This window comes from Martinezella calliandrae, assembly GCF_030272695.1.
GTDB classification, from domain to species: Bacteria; Pseudomonadota; Alphaproteobacteria; order Rhizobiales; family Rhizobiaceae; genus Rhizobium; species Rhizobium calliandrae.
Map to the genome: position 1 here is coordinate 203,360 of NZ_JARFYN010000004.1, position 6,110 is coordinate 209,469.

At 60.6% G+C, this 6,110-nt stretch carries 4 protein-coding genes and 1 pseudogene; 3 read left to right on the forward strand and 2 right to left on the reverse strand.

The window, feature by feature from the left end; genetic code table 11:
- Positions 1-58: 58 nt before the first annotated feature.
- Both PY650_RS37325 and def read right to left on the reverse strand, forming a co-directional pair.
- Positions 59-166, reverse strand: a pseudogene (locus PY650_RS37325) (type II toxin-antitoxin system VapC family toxin); the annotation flags it as partial.
- 294 nt (positions 167-460) lie between these two features.
- A complete protein-coding gene (def, locus tag PY650_RS05005; protein ID WP_285877940.1) occupies positions 461-976 on the reverse strand; it encodes a peptide deformylase in 516 nt (171 codons plus the stop codon).
- 184 nt (positions 977-1,160) lie between these two features.
- On the opposite strand from def, the gene PY650_RS05010 reads away from it, so the two are divergent.
- The 3 genes from PY650_RS05010 (at position 1,161) to PY650_RS05020 (ending at position 5,889) form a co-directional block, all read left to right on the forward strand.
- A complete protein-coding gene (locus PY650_RS05010; RefSeq protein WP_285877941.1) occupies positions 1,161-2,357 on the forward strand; it encodes a DNA recombination protein RmuC in 1,197 nt (398 codons plus the stop codon).
- Positions 2,358-2,458: 101 nt separating this feature from the next.
- Complete coding sequence (locus PY650_RS05015; protein ID WP_285877942.1) at positions 2,459-3,358, forward strand: ribokinase; 900 nt, start codon at positions 2,459-2,461, stop codon at positions 3,356-3,358.
- Between the two features lie 188 nt (positions 3,359-3,546).
- On the forward strand, positions 3,547-5,889 hold the full coding sequence (locus PY650_RS05020; RefSeq protein ID WP_285877943.1) for a methyl-accepting chemotaxis protein: 2,343 nt from the start codon (positions 3,547-3,549) through the stop codon (positions 5,887-5,889).
- Positions 5,890-6,110 lie beyond the last annotated feature (221 nt).

The window sequence follows — 6,110 nt, forward strand, 5'->3', positions numbered from 1 at the left end:
GATATCTAGTTTGGCATGATCTTGTCCAAGAAACGCACCGCATTTTTGGGGTCATGCATTAGCCGCCTTCAAACGGGTTTACGAGCCTAAGATCAAGCCCCTCGAAATCTTTTATGCTCCGCGTCGCCAGCGTCGCGCCGTGTACGAGACAGATAGCGGCGATCAGGCATCCTGGAGCGAAATCTGATGACCGGTCTCTCGCGTCGCGCCCGGATGCGGCCGGTTTCGATGGCCGATTGGTGATCGAAACGTAGTATCCTGCCGCCGCAAGAAACGAGTCGCTCGTTGAACATTTGAATGTAGCGGTAGGATCTGGTCCCAAGCGAGAAACGCTCCGCCCCGTAAGATTGCTCCGTCACCACGCATCTGGAATATCACGAATCAAAAGATCGCTCATCCAGCACCTCCATCTGATATCACTGATATCATGGGCTTGCCGGGATGGTTTTTCAACCTTCCCTCAGAGCGCCTTTGCCCTCGCCGCCTTGGTGAACTTCTTGATCACCATGTCGCGTTTGAGGCGCGAGATATAGTCGATGAACAGCACGCCGTTCAGGTGGTCGATCTCGTGCTGAAGGCAGGTGGCGAGCAGACCGTCGGCTTCGACGATCTGTTCCTTGCCGTCGCGATCGAGATGCTTGACGGTGACACGGGCCGGACGCTCGACTTCGGCATAGTAATCCGGAATGGAGAGGCAGCCTTCTTCATAAACCGAACGATCGTCCGACGAGGCGACGATTTCGGGATTGATGAAGACGAGCGGCTGCTTGTCCTCGCCTTCGCGCGACACATCGATAACCAGCATACGGCGGGGAACGCCGACCTGGATAGCGGCGAGGCCGATACCCGGTGCGTCATACATGGTTGCCAGCATATCGTCGGCAAGGCGCTGAACTTCGGTATCGACGCGCTCGATCGGCGCGGAGGCCTGGCGGAGCAGCGGATCGGGCAAAATGATGAGTGGCTTGATCGTCATGAAGTTTCCCATAACGCATCTTGTTGTGCGATGGAATTATTTAGATGGCGGTTGAAGCGTGTTTTTTCAACGCTTGAGACTTCAGGTCGACGATGGCCCCGTGAAAATATGTTCACGTTTTGATCTGGATATTCATGGCATTTTTGTTATGGTGCCGACTCGAGTTCTACGAGTACCCGATATCATGTCCTTTACACTCTTCGGCCAAGTGATTCCCGAAGTCCCGGTTCTGACCGGTCTCGTCATCCTGCTTCTGCTCGCCGTCATCGTCCTTGTCATCAACAACAGGGGGCGGCGGTCGGAGGAGGACATGCTGCGGGCCGAGGATGCCGAGCAAAGCATGGCGGCGCTCCTCAGAGCGCAAGCGGAGATGCAGGGCAGGCTCGCGACCATGGCAGAGGTGTTCGGCTCACGGCAGGCGGAGTTCAACCACTCCATCAACCAGCGGCTCGACGGCATGTCGCAGCGGGTGACGGCGACGATCGGCGAGCAGACGCGCTCAACGCATGAGAACCTGCGCCGCCTGCAGGAGCGGCTTGCCGTCATAGACGCCGCGCAAACCAACATCCAGTCGCTGGCAAAGGACGTCGTCGGCCTACAGGCGATCCTCTCCAACAAGCAGACCCGCGGCGCCTTCGGCCAGGCACGCATGGAGACAATCATCGCTGACGGGTTGCCGATGGGCGCCTACGCCTTCCAGCCGACTCTATCCAATGGTTCGCGGCCGGACTGCACCGTGCGTATGCCGAACGGCACGCCGCCGCTGGTTATCGACGCCAAATTTCCGCTGGAAGCCTGGAACGCCATCCGCAAGGCCGCAGCAGCGAGCCCGGAGCAGGGCAAGCTCGCCGCGCAGCAATTCCGCCGGGACCTCGAGGTGCATATCCGTGATGTCGCCGAGAAATATCTGCTCCAGGGAGAGACGCAGGACACGGCCTTCCTCTTCGTTCCCTCCGAATCGATCTTTGCGGAAATCCACGAGAATTTCGAAGCGATCGTACAGAAAGCGCAGCGTTCGCGCATCGTCATTGTCTCGCCATCGCTGCTGATGCTGTCGATTCAGGTTATCCAGGCGGTGTTGAAGGACCAGCGCATGCGCGAACAGGCGCATGTGATCCAGGGGGAAGTGGCGCATCTGATGGATGACCTTTCCCGTCTCGATGAGCGGGTGCGCAAGCTGCAGGGGCATTTCGCCCTTGCGCAGAAGGATATCGACATGATCGTCACCTCCGCCGACAAGCTGGCACGCCGCGGCGAGAGGATAGAGGCGCTGGAATTCGAGGCCGGCAGCGAACCGGCCAGGGCGATCGCCGAGGACCGGCCGAAACCGATCGACAACCGCACCGGCCAGCTCAAGCTTAGGGTGGTTGACGAGGACTGATCGCTTCGGGCAGTGTCGCGCCAAATCAATGCATGATCTCCAAGCCCGCGAAGTATTTATTGGCAGGGTCACGCGAGATCACAAGCAAGGCGGGACATCTCATGATTACCATTTTCGGCTCCATCAATATGGACCTCATCGCCACCACCGACCGTCTGCCGAAGCCAGGCGAGACGGTAGCCGGCAAGGGTTTTTCCACCGCTGCGGGCGGCAAGGGCGCCAATCAGGCATTGGCAGCGCGGCGTGCCGGCTCGGCGGTGCGTTTGACCGGCGCTGTCGGCAATGATGGTTTCGCAGAACCTGCACTTGCCCTGCTCGACGCCGCCGGCACCGATCTCTCCACCGTCAAACATGTTTCCGAACCGACCGGTACGGCACTGATTCTGGTCGGCGGTGATGGCGAGAACATGATTGCCGTCGTGCCCGGCGCCAACGGCACGATGACAGCCAAGGACGCGACAGCCGTCGTCGACGCGCTCAGCCCTAGCGATACGCTCATGCTGCAGTTCGAAATTCCTGTTGCGGCTGTCGAAACAGCGCTTGCGGCGGCGAAGGCCAAGGGCGTTCGCACAATCCTCAATCTCGCGCCACTCATTCCCGATGCCCCGCGGCTCGGCCGCCTTGCAGACATCGTCATCGCCAACGAGACGGAATTCGAGAGGCTGGCGGGCCAGGACAACATGTCGGCCAGTGATCGCGAGGCGGCACTCGTCCGCCTGCATGCCGAAACGGGACAGACGCTGATCGTCACGCTTGGCGACGACGGTGTCGTCGCTATCCGCTATGGTGAATTGTCGCGCGCCAAGGGTCTCGTCATCGAACCGGTCGATACAGTCGGCGCCGGCGACACCTTCTGCGGCTATCTGGCTGCCAGCCTCGACCAAGGTCTTGATTTTCACGCAGCCCTGCGCCGGGCCGCTGTCGCTGGTTCGCTGGCTTGCCTGAAGCCGGGCGCACAGCCGTCGATCCCAGTTGCAAGCGATGTCTCCGCGTATCTTTGAGACCCGCCATTCCTAGCCGTGGAAATTTAATTAAATTTTTCCGCTTCACGATCATTCTCCTCAAGCCTGCCGTACCTCGCTGTCTCGCGGCGGCAGGCGCGTTCGCGGCGGCCCCATGACGGTGCCATCCTGTGCCGACCTTGCATCCGGATAATGTGCATCCGACGCATCGTTCTCTCGAGGAAATGATGTCCATCTTTCGTATGAAGTCACTTGCGGCCAAGCTCATTGTGGTCACCGGGCTGGCGATCGCGCTCGTCCTGGTCGTGTCCAACTTCCTGCTGATCGCCCAGACCCGTGATCGCGTCCAGACGTTGACGATGGATCAGGCCAACAGCGAGGCTAAATCCATCTCCAACGAAGTCGCCGCCAATATCGGCGAGCTCGCCAGCGCCGCCCGCTCCATGGCCGCCATCATCGGCCGCGGACACGAGGGACACACCTTCGATCGCAAGGGCATCATCAATATCCTCAAGGCCAACGTCGAGCAGAACGCCTTCGCGTTCGGCAGCTGGTTCTGCGAACAGCTAGGCACCTTCGACGGCAAGACAACCGAACTAGCCAACAATAAGGACCAAGGCGTCAACGAAAAGGGCGCGTTCGCACCTTATTGGTCAAAGACCAAGGATGGCGGCATTCAGTTCTCCACCTTCGATAACGATTACACCGCCGCATGGTGGAAGCTTGCAGCCACCAGCGGCAAGGGCGCCATCACACCACCATACATGGCTGAAGGCACTGATGTTCCGACCACCATGAGCTCGATCGCCTATCCGGTCATGTCCGGCGGCAAATTGATCGGTGTATCCGGCGTCGACATCTCGCTCGCCTCGCTTTCGGTCAAGCTGCAGAATTTGCATCCTTTTGGTTCCGGCCGTGTCCTCCTGCTTTCCCAGGATAACAAGTGGCTGGTGGCTCCGAATAAGGATTTGCTGATGAAGGACTACAGCGGCGACGGCGGTGACGTCATCAAGGCAGCATTGACCTCGTCGACGCCGGGTCTGGTGAAGAACGTTACCGATGGCGGTGAGGAAGAGTTCGACCGCGTGGTCTATCCCTTCGCCGTGCCCGGGCTGAACGCTACTTGGGTCGTGCTCGTCGACGTTCCGCATAGCGCCATTGCAGCACCAGTGCGCGACCAGACCTACATGATGATCGTCGGCGGCGTCCTCGTACTCGCTGCTGTCATGCTGGCGCTTTACGCCGCAGTACGCACTTTCGTACAGAAGCCGCTCGGCGGATTGGTCGCCAGCGTCAATGGTCTCAGCGCCGGCAATTATGCCGAGCCCGTCGAAGGCCAGGCACGAGCCGACGAAATCGGCTCGGTCGCGAAGGCGCTCGAAGGCTTCCGCTTCGCCCTTGCCGACACCAAGAGATTGGAAGTCGAAGCCAACGACCAGCGCCGTGCCGCCGAGGGCGAGCGCTCCCGGTCGGAAGCGGAGCGCGGCGAAACCGTAGCGCTGCAGCGGCGCATCGTCACCATTCTCGGCCAGAGCCTGGCCGAGCTCTCCAAGGGCAATCTCGGACACCGCATCGCTGAGGAGTTCCCCGGCGAATACGCTCAGCTGAAACAGGACTTCAATGCTGCGCTCGTCAGCCTCGAAGAGACGGTTCACACGATGAACCTCAGCGTCGGCAATATCGGCAGTGGCACCAGCGAAATCAGCAATAGCGCATCCGACCTTGCCCGCCGCACCGAGCAGCAGGCGGCAAGCCTGGAGGAAACTGCGGCCGCGCTCAACCAACTAACGGCTCAGGTCAATTCCAGCGCCGAAAATGCCCGCACGGCTGCCGGCAGCGTAAGCGCGGCATCCGAGGATGCCGGACGCTCTGGCGAGATCGTGCAGAAGGCGATCGCCTCCATGCATGGCATCGAGCAATCCTCGCAGGAGGTCTCGCGCATCATCGGTGTCATCGATGAGATCGCCTTCCAGACCAACCTTCTCGCCCTGAACGCCGGCGTTGAAGCGGCCCGCGCCGGTGAAGCCGGCAAGGGCTTTGCCGTCGTGGCCCAGGAAGTGCGAGAACTAGCGCAACGTTCCGCCAATGCCGCCAAGGAGATAAAGACCCTGATCAACACCTCAGCCGGCCAAGTCAAGGAAGGCGTTGATCTCGTCGGCCGCACCGGCAATGCGCTGCACAAGATCGCCGAGCAGGTTATGGAGATCAACGGCCTCATCCGTCAGATCTCGGCCTCGGCCAGTGAGCAGGCGATCGGTCTGAAGGAAATCAACTCGGCCATGAACCAGATGGATCAGGTGACGCAGCAGAACGCCGCGATGGTGGAAGAAACCACCGCCGCAAGCGTGACGCTGAACGACGAGGCCCAGACGCTGAAGGCTCTTGTCGCTCGCTTCCGTACATCATATGGCGGCCAGGACAATGCCTCGGCACTGCACGCCACCGCCCAGCAAATGCGCGCGCCGGCGCCTGCTCGCCGCGCTGCGCCTGTAGCCCCACCGGCTCGCAAACCGCGGCTGCAGACACAGGGCGCCAATGCTCTGGCGCAGGATGAATGGGAAGAATTCTGAGCCGCCAAATGACAATCGGCATAGGGGGCGATCATATTTGATCGTGCCCCTGCCACAGCCACACCACCCGCTGCACGACCGTCGGATTTACGCCACCGCCCCTTGGTCACGTCGCTGGGCGCAATCGGCATAGGGGGCGATCGTATTTGATCGCGCCCCTGCCACACCACCCGGCATGCGGGTCCGCACCGGGCGGTTCGAGAGATTGAGGTTAAGTGAGT